Below are 20,433 nucleotides of genomic sequence, written 5' to 3' on the forward strand. Positions count from 1 at the left end.
GCCTCAGCCCACGGGGGCCTTCAGGTTCTTGCGGGCCCAGCCCTCGATGGCGGCGATGACCGCCTCCAGCTCCCGCCCGGCCTCGGTGAGGCTATAGCGGGTGCGGGGAGGCATGAAGGATTCCACCTTCTTTTCCACCACGCCCATGTCCACCAGGTGCTCCAGGCGCTGGGAAAGGGTGGCGGGGTTCACCCCCCCGATGGCCCGGGAGAGCTCGTTGAACCCCTTGGGGCCTTCCAGGAGGGCCCTGATGATGTGCAGGGTCCACTTCTCCTGGAGGAGGTTCAAGGCGGCGTATACAGGGCAAAAGGCCGCTTCGTGCTCGGCCATGCCCCCATGGTAGCACGGTCCTGGCGGCTCATCCGAGGGGGTCGGTTTGCCTGCACCATGGCCCCTAGGGGGCCGGCTCGGGCGAAATGGCGGTGGGCTTTCGGGCCACCAGGGTGAGGATGATGTAGGCGGCCACGGTTTTGCCCTCCTGGTTCACCACCTCCACCGCCCACTCCACCACCCCCGACCCCTCGTCCTTGGGCCGCTTGGCCTTCACCGTGAGCCGGGCCTGCAGGGTGTCGCCGATGCCCACGGGCTCGGTGAAGCGGAGGCTTTCCAGGCCGTAGTTGGCCAGGACCGGCCCCGGGGCCGGGTCCACGAAAAGCCCCGCCGCCGCCGACAGCACAAAGTAACCGTGGGCCACCCGCTTGCCAAAAAGGCTCTTTTGGGCGGCGATCTCGTCGGTGTGGGCGTAGAAGTGGTCCCAGGAAAGATGGGCAAAAAGGGCGATGTCCGCCTCCGTAACGGTGCGGCGATGGGTCCAGAGGGTTTCCCCGATCTCCAGCTCCTCGTAGTACTTACGGAAGGGATGGACCTGGGCGGCCTTTTCCGCCCCCTTGGCGTACTCCCCGGTGAGGGCTTGGAGGGTGTGGGGGTCGGCCTGCAGGGCCAGGCGGGCCAGGTGGCGCTTAAGGGCCAGAAGCCCCCCTAGCTCCTCCCCACCCCCGGCCCGCCCCGGCCCCCCGTGGAGGAGGCGGGGCAAGGGGGAGCCGTGGCCGGTGGAGGTATGGGCGTTCCTGCGGTTTAGGATGTGCAGCCTTCCCACCTCTCCCGATAGCCCCAGGAGGTAGAAGCGGGCCTCCTCGGGATCCGGGGTGGCTACCGTGGCCACCAGCATGCCCCCGCCCAAGCGGGCTAGGCGCAAGGCCTCCTCCCGGCTCCGGTAAGGGAAGAAGGTGGCCACGGGTCCGAAGGGCTCCACCTGGTGGAGCCCTTCCGCCCAGGGGTCCTCCGCCAGGAGGAGGGTTGGAGGGAAGAAGGCCCCATCCCGCCTTCCCGGGTGCTGCCAGTACACCCTGGCCCCCCCGTGCACCAGGGCCTCCACCGCCTTTTCCACCTCCGCCTTCTGCCCTAAGGAGGCCAGAGGACCCAGGTCCACCCCCTCCTCCCTGGGGTCACCCAACTTAAGGCCCTCCAGGTGCCTGCGGGTGGCCTCGAGGAGGGCTTCCAGCCGCCCTTCCGGTACCAGGACCCGCCGGATGGCCGTGCACCGCTGCCCTGCCTTGATGGCAAGCTCCTGGGCGATCTCCTGGGCCAGCCTCTCCACCTCCTCCTCCCCTGCCTCCTCCCCCAGGATGGCGGCGTTTAAGGAGTCGGTTTCCGCGTTCAGGTGGACCCCCCGTTCAAGGAAGGCAGCTTGGCGCCTAAGGAGGTCTGCGGTGGCCTTGGAGCCCGTAAAGTAGACGCTATCCCGGTGGTCCAGGGCGTCCAGGGCCTCGCCCAGGCTTCCTGCCAGAAACTGGAGGCTTCCCTCCGGCAAAACCCTGGACTCCAGCATGAGGCGCACCAATCCCTCGGCCACGTGGGCGGTGGGGGTGGCCGCCTTGGCCAGGGTGGGCACCCCGGCCGAAAAGGCAGGCGCAAACTTCTCCAAAAGGCCCCAGACGGGGAAGTTGAAGGCATTGATCTGCACGGTGATCCCCCCCTTGGGCCCTAGAAGGTGACGGCCCTGGAAGGAAAGGTCGCGGCTTAAGGGGATGGGGTCTTCCTCCAGCAGGAAGTTGCCTTCAGGGAGGTTCCGGGCCAAGGAGCTATAGGCGTAAAGAACCCCGATCCCCCCATCCACGTCGTACCAGGCATCCCGCCTCGTGCCCCCGGTGGTGGCGTAAAGCCGGTAGAGCTCCTCTTTCCGCTCGCTCAAATACTGGGCCAAGGCGCGAAGCCTTCTTCCCCTTTCCTGGAAATCCAAGGCCAGGAGGGTCTTTCCCCCCACCTCCCTCCCCCAGGCCACCGCCTCCTTAAGGGGCAGCCCTTGGGCGGTAACGTGGGCCAGCACCTCCCCCGTGGTGGCGTCCCGCACCGGTACCCCTTCCCCCTGGCCTACCCGCCACTGCCCCATGAGGTAACTTCTGACCTTTTCTGCCGGCACCTGCATCCTCCGAGAAGGCCTCCGGACCCCCTAGGGAAGGGCCCAGAGGCGCTGGCTCTCAGACGGTTTTGAAGGCTTCAAAGACTTCCCCGCAAGCGGCACACTGGAAAAGCATCTTGCACAAGGTGGCTCCAAAGGGGTTTTTCAGCTCCACCTGCAGGCTTCCGCACCGCGGGCAAGGGGGGTTGGCCTCCGCCATGGGCAAGGGCAGGGGTGGAGCGACCCCATAGCCCAGGAGCTTGGCCTTGGCCTCCTCCGTCATGTCCTCGGTGCTCCAGGGGGTTTTGGCCTCCACCACCTCCACCTCCTTGGCCCCCGCTTCCCGCAGGGCCTTTTCCATCTCCTGGCGGATGAGCCTAAGGGCGGGGCAGCCGGAGAAGGTGGGGCGGAAGCGGACCCTTACCTTTTCCCCTTCCGCTTCCACCCCCAGGACCATCCCCATTTCCACGATGTTGAGGACGGGGATCTCCGGGTCCTTAATCCCTTTCAGGGCCTCCCAGTACCGCTCTACCATGCCTTGGCCTCCGGGTCCCAGCGGGCCACGGACTGCATCTCCGCAAGGAGGGACCAGAGGTACTCCGTGTGCTCCCTGCGGCTTTGGGGCACATACCCCCCCTCAGGGGGTTTGAGCCCTGCCCGGGCCAGCATCCGCCCCACCTCCTCCAGGTACGTGGCCTCCAAGGCCCTCAGGTCGGGCACAAGGCCTGCTTCCACTAAGGCGTCGTCGGTGGGCAAGGGTCGGAAGAGCTGCCGGGCATAGGGGTAGAGGGTGTCCAAAGCCTCTTGGGCCCGGCGGTGGGATTCCTCCGTACCCTGGCCTAACCTTTCCAGCCAAAGGGAGCTGTGCCTAAGGTGGAACCTCTCCTCCTTAAGGATGCGGCTTGCCGCCTCGGCTAAGGGAGGGTAGGCGCTTTTGGCGGCCTCTTTGAGCCAGAGGTTCTCGTAGGCGTCAAAGAGGTACTGGCGCACCATGGTGAAGGCCCAGTCCCCCTTGGGGAGTTCCACCAGGATGGCGTTTTGGAACTCAAGGGGATCGCGGAAGTAGACCAGGCGGTCGGGGTCGGAGCCGTCCAGCTCCTGCCTGAGGTCCAGCCAGACCTTGGCGTGGCCCAGCTCGTCCTGGGCCAGGTTGGCGATGGCGATGTCCTCCTCGAGGATGGGGGCATGCCCCACCCACTGGGAAAGCCGCTGGGCTAAGACCACCTCGTCGTCGGCCCAGGCGGTGAGCCGGGCCACCAGGGCGTCCCTCAGGTAAGCCTCAAGCATCCTGGTTCACCTCCCCTCCCTTGGCGGTGATGAGCCCGTAGTAGCTTTGCAGGCGGTAGGTCTTTTCCTTAGCCGGGGCGAACCAGCTTTCCACCACCTCCTCCGTGGGCTCGGTCCCCAACAAAAGCCGCTCCGGCACCGCCCAGAAGGCCACCCCTTGGGCTTGGAGGAGGGCCTGGGCGATGGCGTCTTCGGGGCCTTGGGCCAGAAAGCGGCCCACCAGGTCCCCGTAGACCATGCTCCGGCGGTGGCTCCGCTTGGCGAAGACCCAGTAGGCCTCCTCGGGCCCACCCTCCCTTCGGGGCGCCAGGTCCTTTAGGCCCTCCTGGGAGACGTGGAAAAAGGCCTCGGCAGGGGCCACGAAAAGGGCGTAGGCGGCAGGGCGCCGCACGAAGACGTGGCGGGCCACCAGGAGGGCATGCTCGGGGTCGGCGGCGTGCACCGAGCCCACCATCTGCGGGGGGCTATGTTTGGTGTCCTGCTTGATCACCTCAAACCGGGGCCACTCGGTTCCCCACATGCCCCCCTCCTAATCGGCCGCCTGGGCCAGTTGCCGCTTGGCGTAGGCCTCGAGGGCCTCCCGCACCCAGCGCCCTTCCTCGTGGGCCCTCCTGCGGGCCATGAGCCGATGCCGGTTCATGGGACCTTCCCCGTTGATGACCTTCCAGAACTCATCCCAGGGGATAGGCCCATGGATCCAGTTCCCCGTCTTCTCGTCGTAGCGGAGGTGGGGATCGGGAATGGTAAGCCCCGCCTCCAATAGCTCCGGCACGTGCTCGTTCAAAAACTCCTGGCGCACCTGGTCGTTGGTCTTGGTCTTGATGCCCCAGCGGAGCAAAAGCGGCGTGTGGGGGGAGTCGCTGTCGTGGGGCCCAGCCATCATCAGGGTGGGCCACCACCAGCGGTTTAAGGCGTCCTGGACCATCTGGCGCTGCTTTCTGGAACCCTTAGCGTAAAGGAGGACCGCCTCCTTACCCTGCTTGTGGTGGAAGGTTTCCTCGGCGCAGATGCGCACCATGGCCCGGGAGTAGGGTCCATAGGAGCACTGGGCCAGCATGGTCTGGTTCTTGATGGCCATCCCGTCCACCAGCCAGCCGATGATGCCCACGTCCGCCCAGGTCAGGGTGGGGTAGTTGAAGATGTTGGAGTACTTGGCCCTGCCGGAAAGGAGGGCCTCCACCATCTCCTCCCGGGTGATGCCTAAGGTTTCGGCGGCGTGGTAGAGGTACTGGCCGTGCCCGGCTTCGTCCTGGACCTTGGCCAGCAGGATGAGCTTCCGCCGGATGGAAGGAGCCCGGGGAATCCAGGCGCCTTCAGGAAGCATGCCCACCCACTCGCTATGGGCGTGCTGGGAGATCATGCGGATGAGCTGGCGCCGGTACTCCGCCGGCATCCAGTCCCCAGGTTCGATCTTCTCTCCCCGGGCGATGCGGGCCTCAAACTCCGCAAGCCTTTCCCCGTAGTCGGGGTCCTCTGGGTAGCCGATCCTCAGCTTGACCATCCCTGCCTCCTTTCGGTTCTTCCACGCCAAGGGCCCTCAGGATGAGGGCGGCGTAGGCCTCCGCCAGCTGGTCCAAGGATAGGGGCCCATCGGGCCGGTACCACTGGTAGGTCCAGTTGAGGGCGGAAAGGACAAAGAGGGTGGCGAGGCGCACGTTGGGCACCTGGAAAACGCCCTGTTCCACCCCCTCCTGGATCACCCTTTGCACGCCCTCCTCGTAGCGGCGCCTCAAGGCCTTGGCCTCCTCCAATAGGGGAGGGGAGAGGTGCTTCCACTCGTGGAAAAAGACCGTGGCCCGGGGAAGTTCCTGGGCGATGACCTCCAGGTGGCCCCGTACCAACCCCTTGAGCTTGGCCACCGGATCGCCCCCAAGCCCCTCGAGGACCCCCAAAAACCGCTCGGCGGCCCGGCGCACCACCTCAATAAGGAGCTCCTCCTTGGAGGCAATATGGGCGTAGAGGCTTCCTCCTTGGAGGTTGAGGGCCTTGGCCAGCTCCCGCATGCTGGTGGCGTGGTAACCTCGCTGGCTGAAGAGCTGGCCGGCTAGGGTGAGGATCTGTTCCCGGCGTTCCATGACTAACGGTCGTTTGTTAGGTTAGCACACCCAGGCAAAAGGGACAAGTGTCCCGGATCACCTTTTAGGGGTCCGGGAGAAGAGGGGTGTCCTAGCCGGCCTCCGAATCCAAAATGGTGGTGAAGGTTTCCAGCTTGTTGCCTTCCCGGAAGGCCTCCTTGGGTAGGGTACCGCTTCGGGCGTGGCCTTCGCGGAACTCGGGGCTTTCCGTCCAGGCCCGGAAGGCAGCCTCGCTTTCCCAGAAGGTCATAACCACATAGGGGTCTCCTGGCGCCTGCGGACGAAGGACCAGGTTCCGGATGAAGCCCGGCATGCGGTCCACCAGGCGGGCCCGGGTGCGGAAGGCCTCCTCGAACTCCTCGGCGTACTCAGGTTTGACGGGGATGCGGTTCATGACCACAAACATGGGTACCTCCTACGGGAGCCAGTGTACCCGGCCTGGAGGCGGCTCAAAGCTCGGGCAACCTCGAGGCCGCTTCCCTGAGCCGCTCCCTCGAGGCGTGCAGATAGATCTGGGTGGTGGCGATGGACTCGTGGCCGAGGAGGTCCTTTACCGCATCCAGCTCCACGCCGCTTTCCACCAGCAAGGTGGCGTAGGCGTGGCGGAGCTTGTGGGGGGTGAAGCGCCTGGGGTCCAGTCCCGCCCGCAGGGCCGCCTGGCGGAACTTGGCCTCCACATAGCGGGCCGAGGGCACCCGGCCCTTGTACCGGCCCTGCGAGAAAGTGAAAAGAGGCACATTCCCCTGGGGGGGGCCCAGTTCGGACAGCACCTCCCGGGCGGTCTTAGAAAGCGGTACGAGCCTTTCCTTGTTGCCCTTACCCACCACCCGGATGGCCACGGGCTGGTGGTTTTCCAGGAGGATGTTCCGCCCCTTTAGGGAAAGGGCCTCGGCGATGCGCAGGCCCGTGCCGTAAAGAAAACGGGCCAGTGAGCGGAGCAGGTGGGCTTCCTTTTCCCCTGCAAAGGCCTCGAGGAAGCGCCTCAGTTCCTCTGGGCTTGGATGTAAAGGAAGCCGGCGTCCTGCCTTGGGCCGGCCGATGCCCTCCGTGGGGTCCGACACCGCTTCGCCCCGCACCTGGGCCAGGTAGCGGTAGTAGCTGCGTAAGGCGGCCAGAAACCCTTGCACCCGCCTCGGGGCCCAGCGCTCCTTTAGGAGCAGGGCCCGCACCGCCTCGGGGCCTGGGGGGAAGCCCTCCGCCTCGAGGAAGCGGAACCAGAAGGCCAGGTCCTGGAGGTACCGGCGCACCCCCCGGGGGGAATAACCCCTTTCTAGGAGGAGGTATTCCGCATAGGGGGCCAGGGCTTGGAGGGCCTTATCGGCCCTTTTAATGCCTATGGTTTTCCAAATAAGGGCTTGCTCCACGGGGCGATTATATCACATGCGCGAAATGTACCTTTCGCGAACATGACAACCGCCAACAGGACGCCAGGGCAGCTTCTTCGTGGCTCCCCCTATGGGGAAGCATGTCGTGCAACTCCAGTGGTCCGGATGGCCTCATCGCACCCCCGTGGTGCGGAATCGCTATCTCACACCGGCCGGGCCAACCCTTACCCAGCCAACCTGCAATAAGGGAGTTTAGGTAGAGCAAAGGCTAACTCCGCCCGGATTTCCTGGGCCCAGGAAACAACCCAAAAGCGTTTTGCAAAAGCCCCGTCCCCTTGTGCGTCTTTAACCGCTACAGCCAGAGGGCCGAGGCCGCCTCGAGGCTAAGCCCTTACTCCCACCCGCGCCCCCTCGGGCCGGGTGCAGACAGCATCCCGGCAGGCCTCTTCAGCAAGAACCTGAGGCTCAAGTCCCAGGCCTTAAGCCTCTTGGGGCACAGCTGGGGGAGTAAGCTTGTGTTATATTTCACGATTAGCACTGCTCGTGCTCTTTCTCTCCTCACCAAACCAACGCCAACCCCTCCGCCCGTGGATCCGACGCCCCCACCAACACCTCCCCGCGGCGCAAGACCACCTGACCCCGCCCAAAAACCCCGGGCTCCACCTCATAGGCCACCCGGTGCCCCAGGTCCTTGAGGACCAGGGCCGTGGCCTGGGGTATACCCGGCTCCAACACCACCCGGTCCTCCCCTCCCCTACCCGGCACCACCTGCCACCGAGGCCGGTCTAGGGCCACTTGGGGGTTCAGCCGGAAATCCGCCAGGGCCAGAACCACCTGCACGTGCCCCTGGGGTTGCATGAACCCTCCCATGACCCCAAAGGGTCCAAGGGGCCTCCCCTCCTGCGTAAGAAAGCCGGGAATGATGGTGTGGTAGGGCCGCTTCCCCGGCCCCACCTGGTTAGGGTGGCCCTCCTCCAAGGAAAACCCCAATCCCCGGTTTTGCAGGGCAATCCCCGTATCCGGAATCAGGATCCCCGAGCCAAACCCCTGGTAGTTGGACTGGATGAGGGAGACCATCAGCTCCCCGTCTGCCGCCGCCAGGTAGACCGTTCCCTCGGGTCTCACCCCCGGCAGCGCCTGGGGCAGGGCCCTCTCCCCAATGAGTCTTCGTCGCGACGCCACGTATTCGGGCGACAGCAGGGCCTGGGGCGGCTTCTCCAGATGACGGGGGTCGGCCACGTAGCGGAAAGCGTCCGCCAGGGCCAGGCGCATGGCCTCGATCTGCAGGTGGTAGCTGAAGGGGTCCTCCGGCTTGAGCTCAAAGCCCTCCAGAATGGCTAGAGCCAAAAGGGCGGCGATCCCCTGGCCGTTAGGGGGGAGCTCGTGCACGGTGAGGCCCCGGTAGTTCAGGGAAAGCGGCTTTACCCACTCCGGCTCGTGGGAGGCTAGGTCCTCGAGGGCCAGAAGGCCGCCGGTGGCCTCGCTAAAGTCGGCCATGGCCTCGGCCAGCCTCCCCCGGTAGAAGCTCTCCCCGTAGCTTTCCCCGATCTCCTTTAGGGTCCTGGCGTGCCCCGGGCTCCGCCACACCTCTCCCGCTTCCGGCGCCCGGCCTTGAGGGAAGAACACTTCTTTAAAGGCCTGGAACTCAGGACCCGCAAGGGGTAGGTAGATTCCTTCCGCCCGGCGCCACGCCCGCGCCGTTTCCGGCCCCACGGGGAACCCCTCCTCCGCGTAGCGGATGGCGGGGGCAAGGACCTCGGGAAAAGAGAGCCTGCCAAAGCGCTCGTGCAGGGCCCGCCACCCCGAGACCGCCCCCGGCACCGTCACCGGAAGCCAGCCCCTTTCCGGCATTCCCCCCTCGGGAACACAGTCGGGGGTAAGGCGCAGGGGGCTTTTCCCCGAGGCGTTGAGGCCGTGAAGCTCCCCATCCCACACCATGGCGAAAAGGTCGCCCCCAATGCCGTTGCTGGTGGGCTCCACCACCGTGAGGGTGGCCGCCATGGCGATGGCCGCATCCACGGCGTTTCCCCCCTTTAAAAGCATCTCCATCCCCGCCAGGGCCGCCAAGGGCTGGCTGGTGGCCACCGCCCCCCGCCGACCCAAGACCACGTGCCGCCGGGACGGATAAGGGTAGTAGGTGAGGTCCATGGCTCCTCCCGGGCTAGTCTACCCCGTACCCCAGGGAGAAGGCGAAAACCTAGGAAAACTCCCGCTCCAACTCCTTAAGTCGCTCGGCAATCCCGGTGTATTCCAGCTCCTCCATGGGGAGCATGGCGGGGCCATAAAAACCCTGGCGGCGCATCTCCTGGGCTTTCTCCACCACCCTGGCCCGCACCGCATCCCAAACCGGATCGGCAAAGAGGTCCACAGGCTCGGAAAACCGCCCCTCCTTTAGGGAAAAAGCCAGCCCGCACACCATGGGCACGCAGAAGAAGGTGGAGGCAGGGGTATTGGCCTTAACCGGCATCAGGGGCAGGTGGTGGCTTCCCCGGGTATCCCCGGCCACGAAGGGGGCCAAGGCAAAGGGTGGGCCAAACTCCTCCGTGGCGGGGAAGATCTTCTGGGTGCGGAGGATGGCCACGGGATCGTCCTTGCCCACGTAGCGCCCGGCAATGTTGCGCAAGCGGGTGGTGCTCACCACCGCGGCGATCTCCCCATAGCGTCGGGACCAAATGGACTCTATCCCAAACCGGTGGGAATCCCGAAGCAGAGCGGCGATGTCGTAGAGCCTCTCAGGAGCGTCAAGAACGATGTAGCTATCCCTTTCCGTCTGGGCCAGGTCCATGATGCGGAAGCGGAAGCCAGGACGCAACTCCGAGGAAAGCAACAGGCCGGAGGAGTACATGGGATCGGCAAAGGCTAGGTAAAGGGGCAGATTGAACGCCCCGGGCTCGGTCTTGTCGGCGGCCAGAACCATAAAGGGCTCGGCAGGGCGTTCCTCAAACTCCATCTCCGCCACCTGGGGGCCGAGGCCGTGGAGGTTACCTGAAAAGGCGTCCTTCAAAAGATCCTGTCCGGCCCCATAAAGCCCCTCCTCCTTGGCCACCTGGGTACCCTCCCGGAAGGCTTTCCAGGCCAGCTCGTGGACGGATGGGTTCCGAACCCCATGGGTGTGCGAGAGAAGGAGGACGATGTCGTCCCCGATGTGAAACACATAGGCGTCCCGGAGCAGGCGGCCCACTTCCTCCCGCACGATTTCCTCTACCCTGGCCAGGACCCTTCGGCTCGGCAGCGTGTGACCTCCCACGGAACCGATGTCGGCTTTGAGGACGCTGAGGGTCAGCTTCATAAGGATCTCCTTTCGTTTCCATCCTTCCACACTAATGGGCGGTTTGACAAGCCTATTCCGTCCACAGGGCCGGAAAATGCCTGGAAACGTGGATCAAGCCCCCTGGGATCTTGACGCCCCGCCCTCCCGGGGATAAAGTGGACCTACCGACCGGTCGGTGAGATATGGGAACCGCCACCCGCAACCGCATCCTGGAAGAAGCCGCCCGGCTTTTTACGGAGAAGGGCTACGAGGCCACCAGCGTCCAGGACCTGGCCGAGGCCTTGGGCCTTTCCAAGGCCGCCCTTTACCACCACTTCCGCAGCAAGGAGGAGGTCCTCTACGAGATCAGCCTCCAGGCCCTGGAGGGGCTCCTGGAGGAGGGGAAGAAGGCCTCAGCTGTCCCCGAGGCCCGGGAAGCCCTGCTCCGTTTCATGGAGGGCCACGCCCGGTTCTTTGAGGAAAACCGGCCTTTCTTTGTCACCATGCTTCAGGGCCTGCAAAGCCTCTCCCCGGAAAAGCAGGCACCCATCATCGCCCTGCGGGACCGGTACGAGGAAACCCTCCGCGCCCTTCTAAGGCGGGGCATGGAGAGCGGGGTTTTCCGCCAGCTGGACGTGGCCTTGACCGCGCGGGCGGTCCTTTCCCTTCTCAACTGGATGATCCGCTGGTTCCGCCCAGGCGGGCCCTTGCGGGCGGAGGAGGTGGCCCGCTTCTACTTCCATCTCCTCCTCAGGGGGTTAGAAAATGGAGATTCCTAACCACAAGGAAATCCGACAACTGGCCAGGCGTTTCCTGGAAGAAGCAGGACCTGCCTTGGCGGAATACGAGGCTCAGGAAGCCTTTCCCTGGCCTCTGGTGAGGCAGATGGGGGAGCTGGGCTTCCTGGGGGTTTTCGTGCCCGAGGAGCTGGGAGGCGCTGCCCTGGACTTTTGGGCCTACATCGCCCTTCTGGAGGAGCTTGGGGGATACGCCTCCTTGCGTTCCATCCTTTCCGTGCAGCAGAGCCTGGTCCTCACTCCCCTTCTCGCCTACGGAACGGAGGAGCAAAAAAGGCGGTACGTCCCCCGGCTGGCCAAAGGGGAGATCCTAGGAGCCTACGGCCTCACGGAGCCCGAGGCGGGGTCGGATGCGGGAAGCCTCCGCACCCGGGCCTACCGGGACGGCGATCACTATGTGCTGGAAGGCCAGAAGACCTTCATCTCCCACGCCAACGTGGCCCAGGTCTTCCTCATCTTCGCCAAAACCGATCCGGAGAAGGGCAGCAGGAGCATCACCGCCTTCCTGGTGGAACGGGAGGATGGGGTGCGCACCACGCCGTTAAAGGGGAAACTGGGGCTTAGGGCTGCGGACACGGGCATGGTCTTTCTGGAAGGGGTGCGCATACCCAAGGACAGGGTTTTGGGAGAGGAGGGCCAAGGCTTCAAGATCGCCCTTTCCACGCTGGATACCGGCCGGGTTTCCCTGGCGGCGGGTGCGGTGGGGCTCATGCAAAGGGCCCTGGACCTTTCCCTCCGCTACGCCAAGGAAAGGCACCAGTTCGGCCGGCCCATCGCCAGTTTGCAGCTGATCCAGGCCCATCTGGCCCAGATGAAGCTGGACCTCGAGGCCAGCCGGCTCCTCACCTACCAGGCGGTGGCCAAGAAGCTCAAGGGGGAGCGGTATACCCTCGAGGCCAGCATGGCCAAGCTCTTCGCCTCGGAGGCCGCCAACCGCGTGGCCTACCGGGCCATCCAGGTGCACGGGGGCTACGGCTTCTTTGAGGAGTACGAGGTGGCCCGGCTTTACCGGGATGCCCGCATCCTCACCCTTTACGAGGGAACCAGTGAGGTGCAGACCCTGGTGATCGGGGCCCACCTCACCGGGATCAAGGCCTTTGGGGAAGGCTAGGGAGGTGATGAGGATGCCCATGTACTTTGAGGACTTCCAGGTTGGCCAGCGCTTTACCACCCCGGCCCGCACCGTGACCGAGGCCGACGTGGTGAACTTCGCTGGGGTCTCGGGGGACTACAACCCCATCCACACCGATGCCGAGTTCGCCAAAGAGACCCCCTTCGGCCAGCGCATCGCCCACGGGCTCCTGGTCCTTTCCATGATGACCGGCCTCAGGCAGCGAAGCGGGCATTTTGAGGGAACCGTCATCGCCTGGATGGAGATCCGGAGCTACAAGTTCCTAAAGCCCGTTTTCATCGGGGACACGGTGAGGGGGGAGAGCGAGATCCTTGAAAAGCACGAAACCAGCAAGCCCGACCGGGGGGTGGTGGTACAGCGGGTACGGGTCCTGAACCAGCGGGGCGAGGTGGTGCAGGAAGGGGAGTTCGTGACCTTGGTCCGCAGAAAGCCCCAGGTCTAGCGCATGCCAAGCCCCTTTGCCCAAGGGTTCCAAGCCGAAATCCGGGTGCTCGAGCCGGGCAAGGCTGAGGCACGGCTACCGGTGCGGGGGGAGTTCCTCCAAGGGAGGGGGGTGGTGCACGGTGGGATCCTCAAGGTAGCCCTTTGGGCTGACCGCCGCCCTTCTGGACACCGCCCTTGGCCATGCTGTGGGCAGCCTGGGGGTGGAGGTGGTGACCGTGGAGCTGAGCGTGAGCTATCTAAGACCCGTGCGGGAGGGGCTTCTCCAAGCCCAGGCCCAGGTGGTCCACGCGGGAGGGAGGCTCTTCCACGCCACAGGCGAGGTTCTCTTGGAGGAAACCCGGGTGGCCCTTGCGAAGGGGATCTTCTACCGGGTGGCCTGAACGCCTTACCAGGGATATCCTGGTAGCGAAGCGAAAGGAGGGAAGATGTTCCCGAGCACCATGATGGAGGAGGAGCTAAACCTGTGGGACTTCCTGGAACGGGCGGCAGAGCTTTTTCCCAGGAAGGAAGTGGTATCCCGGCTCCACACCGGGGAGGTCCACCGCACCTCCTACGCTTCCCTCTTGGTCCGGGCCAAAAGGCTCATGGGAGGCCTTAGGAACCTGGGGGTGCAGGTGGGGGACCGGGTAGCCACCTTGGGCTTTAACCATTTCCGCCACCTGGAGGCCTATTTTGCCGTGCCCGGGATGGGAGCGGTCCTTCACACGGCAAACCCCCGCCTCTCCCCCAAGGAGATCGCCTACATCTTGAACCATGCTGAGGACAAGGTCCTCCTCTTTGATCCCCAGCTTCTCCCCCTGGTGGAGGCCCTGCGCCCGGAGCTCTCCGCTGTGCAACACTTCGTGGTGATGGACAAAAAGGCCCCGGAGGGCTACCTGGCCTACGAGGAGGTGTTGGGCGAGGAGGTGGATCCCGTGCGGGTACCCGAGCGGGCCGCCTGCGGTATGGCCTACACCACGGGCACCACCGGCCTTCCCAAGGGTGTGGTCTACAGCCACCGGGCCTTGGTGCTTCACAGCCTGGCGGCGAGCCTCGAGGACGGCACTGCCCTCTCGGAAAAGGACGCGGTGCTCCCCGTGGTGCCCATGTTCCACGTAAACGCCTGGTGCCTCCCCTACGCCGCCACCCTGGTGGGGGCCAAACAGGTCCTGCCGGGCCCGAAGCTGGACCCCGCCTCCTTGGTGGAGCTCTTTGATGGGGAGGGGGTGACCTTCACCGCTGGGGTGCCCACGGTGTGGCTGGCCTTGGCCGATTATCTGGAGATCACCGGCCACCGCCTCAAGACCCTGAGGCGCCTGGTGGTGGGGGGAAGCGCCGCCCCGAGAAGCCTGGTGGAGCGCTTTGAGCGCATGGGTATAGAGGTACGGCAGGGCTACGGCCTCACGGAAACCTCCCCGGTGGTGGTGCAGAACTTCATAAAAAGCCACCTGGAAAGCCTCCCCTGGGAGGAGAGGATCCGCCTGAAGGCCAAAACCGGCCTCCCCATCCCCCTGGTCCGCCTTCGGGTTGCCGACGAGGAAGGCCGCCCGGTACCCAAAGACGGCAGAACTATGGGGGAGGTCCAGCTCAAGGGGCCCTGGATCACCAGGGGGTACTACCAAAACGAGGAGGCTAGCCGCCAGATCCTCACCACGGACGGATGGTTTCGCAGCGGGGACATCGCTGTGTGGGACGAGGAGGGTTATCTGGAGATCAAGGACCGGCTCAAGGACCTTATCAAGTCGGGCGGGGAGTGGATCTCCAGCGTGGACCTGGAAAACGCCCTCATGGGGCACCCCAAGGTGAAGGAGGCAGCGGTGGTAGCCATTCCCCATCCCAGGTGGCAGGAAAGGCCCTTGGCCGTGGTGGTGCCCAGGGGGGAGAAACCCAGGGAGGAGGAACTTCGGGAGCATCTCTTAAACGCTGGGTTTGCCAAATGGCAGCTCCCCGACGCCTTCGTCTTCGTGGAGGAAATCCCCCGCACCAGTGCAGGGAAGTTCCTAAAGCGTGCCCTTAGGGAAAAGTATAAGGACCTGTTCCACGATTCCGCACAAGGATAAAGGGGAGATTATGTTTCCGGAGCAGTTCCGCTTGGACGACAAAGTAGCGCTTGTGACGGGGGGATCCCGGGGGCTGGGCCTCGAGGCGGCCCTAGCCCTCAAGGAAGCCGGGGCCAAGGTGGCGGTTCTGGCCCGGAGGGCCAGCTTCTTTGAGGAGGCCAAAAAGCACCTGGGGGAAGCCCTTTACCTGGAAGGGGACGTGCGGGACGAAGGGCGGCTTCTCGATGTGGCGGACCAGGTGGAGCGGGAACTGGGGCCTCTCACCATCCTAGTGAACGCTGCGGGGATCTCCTGGGGGGCCCCCTCCTGGGAGATGCCTGTGGAAAAGGTGCGGGAGGTCCTCGAGGTCAACCTGGTGGGGGCCTTCCTGGCCAGCCGCGCCGCCGCCCAGCGCATGCGCGAAAGGGGCTATGGCAAGATCATCCACATCGCCTCCGTGGCGGGGCTCAAAGGGGAGTACCCTGAGGTTCTGGACGCCGTGGGCTACTCCGCCTCCAAGGGTGGGCTCATCGCCCTCACCCGGGACCTGGCAGTGAAATGGGGCCGGTTCGGTATTCGGGTGAACGCCCTGGCCCCGGGGTTTTTCCCCACACGCATGACGGAGAAGGTTTTGCCCAAAGCCGAGGCCTTCTTGAAAGCCACCCTTCCCCTGGGGCGCCCCGGTAAGCCCAGGGAGCTGGGAGGAGCGGTACTCTTCCTGGCCAGCCCCGCCTCGGACTACATCACCGGGGTGGTGCTTCCCGTGGACGGGGGGGCCACGGCCCTCTAGACTATGCGAAGTGGTTTAAGGGACCGTGCCCGTGCCCCAGGCCGGGGGCGGTCTCCAGGGCCCGGGCCACATAGGCCTTGGCCCCGGCCACGGCCTGCTCCAGGGGCTTTCCCAAGGCCAATAGGGCGGCGATGGCGGCGGAAAGGGTGCATCCCGTGCCGTGGGTGTTGCGGGTGGGGATGCGGGGGGCACGGAAGGCCAGGATGCCCCTGGGCGTGGCCAGGAGGTCCACGGCCTCCGCCCCTGCAAAATGGCCCCCTTTGAGAAGCACGGCCTTGGGGCCAAGGGCGAGAAGGGCCAAGGCCGCCTCCTCCGCTTCCCTTAAGGTAGGGATGGGCCTTTGCAGGAGGGCTTCCGCCTCGAGGCGGTTGGGGGTGATGAGGGTGGCCAGGGGAAAAAGCCTCTCCTTAAGGGCCCGGACGGCCCCGGGGGCGAGAAGGGGATTGCCGCCCTTGGCCACCATCACCGGGTCCACCACCAGGGGGTGGATCCCGTGGCGCTCCACCCCTTCGGCCACGGCTTTCACAATCTCCTCCCCTCCCAAGGCCCCCGTCTTGGCGGCGTGGATGGGAAAGTCCTCAGCCACGCTTTGGATCTGCTGGTACACCAGCCCGGGGGGCAGGAGTTCCACCCTTTGCACCCCCAGGGTGTTTTGGGCGGTGACTAGGGTGAGGGCGCTGGTGCCATAGACCCCGAAGCGGAAGAAGGTCTTGAGGTCCGCCTGCACCCCGGCCCCGCCCCCGGAGTCGGAGCCGGCGATGGTGAGGGCTACCCGCATGCCGCCCCCTAACCCACGGGAAGCTCCATGCGGCCCTTTCCCCGGAGGACCGCCTCCACCAGGTTCATGGGGCAGAAGGGGCCGCACATGCTACAGGCCTTGGTCCTGGAGCCCCGCTCCTCCTTGAGGCGGCGGGCCTCCTCGGGAAAGAGGCAGAGGGCGAACTGGCCTTCCCAGTCCAGGCGGTAGCGGGCCGCGGACATGCGGCGGTTTTGCTCCAGGGCCCTGGGGTTCCCCCGGGCCACGTCGGCGGCATGGGCGGCGATCTTGAAGGCGATCACCCCCTCCTTCACGTGCTCCGGGGTGGGGAGGCCCAGGTGCTCCGCCGGCGTGAGGTAGCAGAGCATATCCGCCCCCATCCAGCCTGCCAAGGCCCCGCCGATGGCCCCGGCGATGTGGTCAAAGCCGGCGGCGGTATCCACGGGAAGCATGCCCAGGATGTAGAAGGGGGCATGGCCCGTGAGCTTCTTCTGAATTTGCACGTTGGTGGCCACCTCGTTAAGAGGGATGTGCCCCGGGCCCTCCACCATGGCCTGCACCCCCGCCCGGCGGGCCCTTTCCACCAGTTCCCCGATGGTGAGGAGCTCGGCGATCTGGGCCCGGTCGGTGCTGTCCGCCAGGGACCCGGGCCTGAGGCCATCTCCTAAGGAGAGGGTCATGTCGTAGGTGCGGGCGATGTCCAGGAGGTGGTCAAAGCGGGCGTAGAGGGGGTTTTCCTCCCCCCGGTGGAGCATCCAGGCGGCGAGAAGCCCCCCGCCCCGGCTCACGATCCCCGTGGTGCGGGAGGTGTGGCGGTAGACCTCCAGGTTCTTCAGGGTCACCCCCACGTGCACGGTGATGTAGTCCACCCCTTGCTTCCCGTGCTCCTCAATCACCTGGAAAAGCTCGTCTGCGGACATGTCAAAGAAGCTTTTCCTCCTGGCGGCGCGGAACTCCGCCTCGTAGATGGGCACGGTGCCCAAGGGGACCGTGGCCACCTCGAGGATCCGCTCCCTTATGGCCTTAAGGTCCCCCCCGGTGGAGAGGTCCATGATGGTGTCCGCCCCGTACTGGATGGCCACCCGGGCCTTTTCCACCTCCTCCTCGGGGTTTACATAGTCGTAGGAGGTGCCCAGGTTGGCGTTCACCTTCACGCTAAGCCCCTCCCCGATCCCCTTGAAGTCCTTAAGGGTGCGGTGGTTGGGGTTCCGGGGGATCACGATCCGCCCCGCAGCCACCCCTTCCCGCACCACTTCCGGGGAAACCCCCTCCCTTTCCGCCACGTAGGCCATCTCCTCGGTGACGATGCCTCTTCTTGCCGCTTCCAGCTGGGTCATGGTTCTACCCCCATAAGTTCCAGAATCCTCTTCGCCGTCCAAGGGGCCAGGAGAACCCCGTTCCTCCCGTGGCCCACCGCCGCATAGATTCCTTCCTGTACCTCCCCCACAAAAAGCTCCCCCGCGGGCCGAAAGCCCCAAAGGGCCTTCCGCAACCGGGCCCCTTCCAGGAGGGGAAAGCGCTCGTGGGCGTAATCGGCAAGCCACCTGAGCCCAAAGAGGTCCACCCCAGGGGCCCACCCCTCGCGCCCCGTGGCCCCCACGTACACCCCGCCCTCCCGCGGAAGGAGGTAACCCTCCCCGGCAAAAAGGGGCTTAGGGGGCTGGGCCTCAGGAGGTCCCACCAGGACCAGGGCCTCCCCCTTTAGGGGGCGCACCCTAAGGCCAAACCGCCCTCCCCACGCCCCCACGGCCAGGAGGATGCGGGGGGCCTCGAGGGAAAAGGCTCCCTCCTCCCCCCGCCCATGGACCCGTCCCGGCTCCACCCGTTCCACCTCGGCCAGGACCAAGGGGGTTTCCATGCCGGAAAGGGCCTTCAGCAGGGCTTCCCGCAGGCTTGGGGGATGCACGTACCCCCCAGGGAAGGTGCGCGCCTTTCTCCCGCCTCGCACCGGGTAGGAAAGGGGTTCCCTGGCCTCCCAGGCCTCCTCCTCGCCCTGGGTGAGGGCCACCACCTGGGTGCCGGAAAAGCCTGCTTCCACCTCCAGCCCCCAGCCCCTGAGCTCGGCAAGAAGCCCCGGGTAGGACTCCAGGCCCAAGAGGGCCGCCTCCAGCACCTCCCCGGAAAGCCCCTCGGGGTAGGGGGCCAGCATCCCTGCGCTGGCCAGGGTGGCCGCCCCCTCCTTGCCGGCATCCAGCAGGAGGACGTTCAGGCCCCGCTTCCTCAGCTCGTAGGCGGCCAGGGCCCCGATGATCCCTGCCCCCACCACGACGGCGTCCGCCTTCACCGCCTTTGCCCTCCCAAAGGCACGCCCTCGGTGGGGCTCGAGGGGCTCGCAACCTCCCTAGGCCGCATGGGACCCGCTAAAAAGGCCTTCCTCCCCGCCTCCACCCCGAGGCGGAAGGCCTCGGCCATGGCCACGGGGTCTTCCGCCTCGGCGATGGCGGTGTTGACCAGCACCGCATCCAGGCCCATTTCCATCACCTCCGCCGCCTGGGAGGGCAGGCCAAGCCCCGCATCCACCACCACCGGGGGCAGGGAAGCCTTTTCCCGGGCAAAGAGCTCCAAAAGGGCCCGGGTCTTAACGCCCCAGCCCGAACCGATGGGGGCCGCCAGGGGCATGACCGTGGCCGTGCCCAGCGCCGCCAGCCTTTTGGCCAGGACCAGGTCGGGCCCGATGTAGGGAAGAACCACAAAACCCTCTTCCAGCAGCCTCTCCGCCGCCCTCAAGGTTTCCAGGGGGTCGGGAAGGAGGTAGGTGGGGTCGGGGATCACCTCCAGCTTCACCCACCGTTCCCCGGTGAGGACCCGGCCCAGGCGGGCAATCCTTAGGGCCTCCTCCGCGGTCTTGGCCCCGGCGGTGTTGGGCAGAAGCCTGACCCCCTCCAAGGCCTCCAAAAGCCCCACGTGCCCGGGCATCCTGGCCTCCACCCGGCGGATGGCCACGGTGACCACCTCGGCCCCAGAAGCCCTGATGGCCTCCCGCATCACCCCAAAGTCCTTGAACTTGCCCGAGCCCAGGATGAGGCGGCTTTTGAGCTCCGTATCCCCTACCCTCCAGGTGTCCATCTAGCCTCCTTGCATGAGGGTGACCACCTCCACCACATCCCCTTCCTTCAGCACGTGGTGGGGAAGCTCCCGCCCCGGGTAGGCCTCCTCGTTGAGGAGGACCGCCACCCGGGATAGCTCCACGCCCAGCTCCTCCAAGGCCTCCTTAAGCGTCTTCCCCTCCAAAGGCCTGGCCTCGCCGTTAAGCCACACCATAGAGCTTCTCCCGAAAGGCCTGGGCCGCCTTCTCGGGGTCCTCGGCGTCCAAAATGGCCCGCACCACCACGATGCGGCGCGCCCCAGCCTCCAAGACCTCCCCCAGGTTCTCCAGGGTGATGCCGCCGATGGCGTACCAGGGCTTCTCCCCCAAATTTTCCCTGGCCCAGCGCACATAGGCCAAGCCTGCTGCCGGCCTGCCCGGCTTGGTGGGGGTTTCCCACACCGGACCTATGGAGAGGTAGTCCACGCCTTCCTCGAGGGCCCTTAGGGCCTGCTCGGGAGCGTGGGTGGAGCGGCCCACCATCCCCTGGAAGAAGCGCCGGGCCTCCCCGGGGGTGAGGTCCCCTTGGCCCAGGTGCACCCCGTCCGCCTCCAGAATGGCCGCCAGATCAGGCCGGTCGTTGAGGAAGAAGGGCACCCCGTACCTCCGGCTCAAGGAAAGCATCCTCTCCCCCAACTCCAGAATGGGCCTTGCTTCCCAGTCCTTGGCCCTTAGCTGCAAAACCTCCACCCCCCCGGCTAGGGCCCGTTCCGTCCGGTCCAGCACCTCCCCCATGGGCCAGCCGGGCCTGGGGGTCACCACCAGATAGAGCCTTCCCAACACGCTCACACCTCCCCTCGAGCCCCGTGGGGCCAAGGGCTAAGCCAGCCAAAGGGCCCCATACGGCCTGAGGAGAGGTTGGATTGTAGGTGGATTCCTCCGCATAGGCTTCCCTCCGCCGGCATTACCCGGATCAGGTTCTAAGGGTTGCTGGGAGGTTTACCCAGCTCTCAGCCCCTCGCTTGGGGCACCCCTAGCCTGCCCCATCAATATAGCACACCCGGACAAGACAGTGTAATTGGCCACTACATTTGAGACACCTTGGGGAACCGACCCCTCCCGTATCTTAGCCAGG

At 65.7% G+C, this 20,433-nt stretch carries 23 protein-coding genes and 1 riboswitch; of the genes, 6 read left to right on the top strand and 17 right to left on the bottom strand.

All coding sequences use genetic code 11. From position 1 onward, the window contains the following. Window positions 1–3 precede the first annotated feature (3 nt). The 11 genes from DK874_RS01560 to fbp form a co-directional block, all read right to left on the bottom strand. Window positions 4–330 (bottom strand): winged helix-turn-helix transcriptional regulator, encoded by a 327-nt coding sequence (locus DK874_RS01560; protein WP_114312168.1) that lies wholly within the window; start codon window positions 328–330, stop codon window positions 4–6. A gap of 64 nt (window positions 331–394) precedes the next feature. Next, the gene (gene paaZ, locus DK874_RS01565; protein WP_275887326.1) at window positions 395–2,419 is read right to left on the bottom strand and encodes a phenylacetic acid degradation bifunctional protein PaaZ; all 2,025 of its coding nucleotides are present in this window, start codon (window positions 2,417–2,419) and stop codon (window positions 395–397) included. Window positions 2,420–2,477: 58 nt separating this feature from the next. Further along, a complete protein-coding gene (gene paaD, locus DK874_RS01570; protein WP_162798686.1) occupies window positions 2,478–2,933 on the bottom strand; it encodes a 1,2-phenylacetyl-CoA epoxidase subunit PaaD in 456 nt (151 codons plus the stop codon). Further along, window positions 2,927–3,685: a 1,2-phenylacetyl-CoA epoxidase subunit PaaC gene (gene paaC / locus DK874_RS01575; RefSeq protein ID WP_114312174.1), complete on the bottom strand. Its 759-nt coding sequence runs from the start codon at window positions 3,683–3,685 to the stop codon at window positions 2,927–2,929. Before paaC ends, paaD begins: the two co-directional genes overlap by 7 nt. Further along, the gene (locus tag DK874_RS01580) at window positions 3,678–4,205 is read right to left on the bottom strand and encodes a phenylacetic acid degradation protein (RefSeq protein ID WP_114312177.1); all 528 of its coding nucleotides are present in this window, start codon (window positions 4,203–4,205) and stop codon (window positions 3,678–3,680) included. The genes paaC and DK874_RS01580 overlap by 8 nt, the downstream gene beginning before the upstream one ends. A 9-nt stretch (window positions 4,206–4,214) precedes the next feature. Then, window positions 4,215–5,186, bottom strand: coding sequence for a 1,2-phenylacetyl-CoA epoxidase subunit PaaA (gene paaA / locus DK874_RS01585; protein ID WP_114312179.1), 972 nt, complete (start codon window positions 5,184–5,186; stop codon window positions 4,215–4,217). Continuing rightward, entirely contained in the window at window positions 5,122–5,760 is a 639-nt protein-coding gene (locus tag DK874_RS01590; RefSeq protein WP_114312181.1) for a TetR/AcrR family transcriptional regulator, read from the bottom strand. The genes paaA and DK874_RS01590 overlap by 65 nt, the downstream gene beginning before the upstream one ends. A gap of 91 nt (window positions 5,761–5,851) precedes the next feature. Then, entirely contained in the window at window positions 5,852–6,166 is a 315-nt protein-coding gene (locus tag DK874_RS01595) for an antibiotic biosynthesis monooxygenase family protein (protein WP_114312183.1), read from the bottom strand. A gap of 43 nt (window positions 6,167–6,209) precedes the next feature. After that, window positions 6,210–7,124 (bottom strand): tyrosine-type recombinase/integrase, encoded by a 915-nt coding sequence (locus DK874_RS01600; protein WP_114312185.1) that lies wholly within the window; start codon window positions 7,122–7,124, stop codon window positions 6,210–6,212. A 519-nt stretch (window positions 7,125–7,643) separates the two neighbouring features. After that, window positions 7,644–9,233 carry a gamma-glutamyltransferase family protein gene (locus DK874_RS01605; RefSeq protein WP_114312187.1) on the bottom strand — a complete coding sequence of 530 codons (1,590 nt, stop codon included), beginning with the start codon at window positions 9,231–9,233 and terminating at the stop codon, window positions 7,644–7,646. A 49-nt stretch (window positions 9,234–9,282) separates the two neighbouring features. Beyond that, window positions 9,283–10,374 (bottom strand): fructose-1,6-bisphosphate aldolase/phosphatase, encoded by a 1,092-nt coding sequence (gene fbp / locus DK874_RS01610; RefSeq protein ID WP_114312189.1) that lies wholly within the window; start codon window positions 10,372–10,374, stop codon window positions 9,283–9,285. 164 nt (window positions 10,375–10,538) lie between these two features. Between fbp and DK874_RS01615 the strand changes: the two genes are divergently transcribed. From DK874_RS01615 to DK874_RS01640, 6 genes are all read left to right on the top strand, one after another. Beyond that, complete coding sequence (locus DK874_RS01615) at window positions 10,539–11,114, top strand: TetR/AcrR family transcriptional regulator (protein ID WP_114312192.1); 576 nt, start codon at window positions 10,539–10,541, stop codon at window positions 11,112–11,114. Beyond that, window positions 11,101–12,243, top strand: a complete 1,143-nt coding sequence (locus DK874_RS01620) for an acyl-CoA dehydrogenase family protein (protein WP_114312194.1) — start codon at window positions 11,101–11,103, stop codon at window positions 12,241–12,243. Before DK874_RS01615 ends, DK874_RS01620 begins: the two co-directional genes overlap by 14 nt. A gap of 13 nt (window positions 12,244–12,256) precedes the next feature. Next, the gene (locus DK874_RS01625; protein ID WP_114312217.1) at window positions 12,257–12,706 is read left to right on the top strand and encodes a MaoC family dehydratase; all 450 of its coding nucleotides are present in this window, start codon (window positions 12,257–12,259) and stop codon (window positions 12,704–12,706) included. A gap of 202 nt (window positions 12,707–12,908) precedes the next feature. Next, window positions 12,909–13,088 carry a PaaI family thioesterase gene (locus DK874_RS11810; RefSeq protein WP_240307580.1) on the top strand — a complete coding sequence of 60 codons (180 nt, stop codon included), beginning with the start codon at window positions 12,909–12,911 and terminating at the stop codon, window positions 13,086–13,088. Window positions 13,089–13,133: 45 nt separating this feature from the next. Then, window positions 13,134–14,747: a long-chain fatty acid--CoA ligase gene (locus tag DK874_RS01635; RefSeq protein WP_114312197.1), complete on the top strand. Its 1,614-nt coding sequence runs from the start codon at window positions 13,134–13,136 to the stop codon at window positions 14,745–14,747. 10 nt (window positions 14,748–14,757) lie between these two features. Beyond that, window positions 14,758–15,516 (top strand): SDR family oxidoreductase, encoded by a 759-nt coding sequence (locus DK874_RS01640; RefSeq protein ID WP_114312199.1) that lies wholly within the window; start codon window positions 14,758–14,760, stop codon window positions 15,514–15,516. Between the two features lies 1 nt (window position 15,517). Here DK874_RS01640 and thiD read toward each other — a convergent pair whose 3' ends face one another. From thiD to thiE, 6 genes are read right to left on the bottom strand one after another with little or no spacing between them, the layout of a single operon-like run. Beyond that, the gene (gene thiD, locus DK874_RS01645; protein ID WP_114312202.1) at window positions 15,518–16,294 is read right to left on the bottom strand and encodes a bifunctional hydroxymethylpyrimidine kinase/phosphomethylpyrimidine kinase; all 777 of its coding nucleotides are present in this window, start codon (window positions 16,292–16,294) and stop codon (window positions 15,518–15,520) included. Window positions 16,295–16,302: 8 nt separating this feature from the next. Then, window positions 16,303–17,610: a phosphomethylpyrimidine synthase ThiC gene (thiC, locus tag DK874_RS01650; protein WP_114312205.1), complete on the bottom strand. Its 1,308-nt coding sequence runs from the start codon at window positions 17,608–17,610 to the stop codon at window positions 16,303–16,305. After that, a complete protein-coding gene (locus DK874_RS01655; protein ID WP_114312207.1) occupies window positions 17,607–18,557 on the bottom strand; it encodes an NAD(P)/FAD-dependent oxidoreductase in 951 nt (316 codons plus the stop codon). Before DK874_RS01655 ends, thiC begins: the two co-directional genes overlap by 4 nt. After that, complete coding sequence (locus DK874_RS01660; protein WP_114312209.1) at window positions 18,554–19,339, bottom strand: thiazole synthase; 786 nt, start codon at window positions 19,337–19,339, stop codon at window positions 18,554–18,556. The genes DK874_RS01655 and DK874_RS01660 overlap by 4 nt, the downstream gene beginning before the upstream one ends. After that, window positions 19,340–19,534, bottom strand: coding sequence for a sulfur carrier protein ThiS (thiS, locus tag DK874_RS01665; protein WP_114312211.1), 195 nt, complete (start codon window positions 19,532–19,534; stop codon window positions 19,340–19,342). Further along, window positions 19,521–20,141, bottom strand: a complete 621-nt coding sequence (gene thiE, locus DK874_RS01670) for a thiamine phosphate synthase (protein ID WP_114312213.1) — start codon at window positions 20,139–20,141, stop codon at window positions 19,521–19,523. The genes thiS and thiE overlap by 14 nt, the downstream gene beginning before the upstream one ends. 90 nt (window positions 20,142–20,231) lie before the next feature. Next, window positions 20,232–20,343, bottom strand: a riboswitch (TPP riboswitch). Between the last annotated feature and the right edge of the window lie 90 nt (window positions 20,344–20,433).

This window comes from Thermus caldifontis, from assembly GCF_003336745.1.
Lineage (GTDB): Bacteria > Deinococcota > Deinococci > Deinococcales > Thermaceae > Thermus > Thermus caldifontis.